The organism is Pseudomonas sp. GW456-12-10-14-LB2, from assembly GCF_002884345.1.
Lineage (GTDB): Bacteria > Pseudomonadota > Gammaproteobacteria > Pseudomonadales > Pseudomonadaceae > Aquipseudomonas > Aquipseudomonas paraglycinae.
Genome location: NZ_POHV01000273.1, coordinates 1 through 247 on the forward strand (window position 1 = coordinate 1; position 247 = coordinate 247).

At 64.4% G+C, this 247-nt stretch carries 1 protein-coding gene; it reads right to left on the bottom strand.

The window, feature by feature from the left end; genetic code table 11:
- A partial coding sequence (locus C1X29_RS29060; protein ID WP_218275746.1) for a M13 family metallopeptidase N-terminal domain-containing protein occupies positions 1-247 on the bottom strand: 247 nt, incomplete at both ends.

Sequence of the window (247 nt, forward strand, 5' to 3'; positions counted from 1 at the left end):
GGTCAGCTCGAACTGGCTGTCGACAAAGCGCTTGGAAAGGTAGGGCGACGCCTGGTTGACCACGTGGAAGGTCTCCCAGGCCTTCAATGTGGCGAGCGGAGTCGACGCGTAGAGCGCGGCGATCTTCTGCACCGCGCTTTTCTCACCGACGATGAGGTCGGTCTTCACGGTGACGCCGGCGGCGGTGAAATAGGCCGCCCAGTCGACCTGCGGGGCATAGGCTTGCAGCTCCGCGAGGGTCATCGGG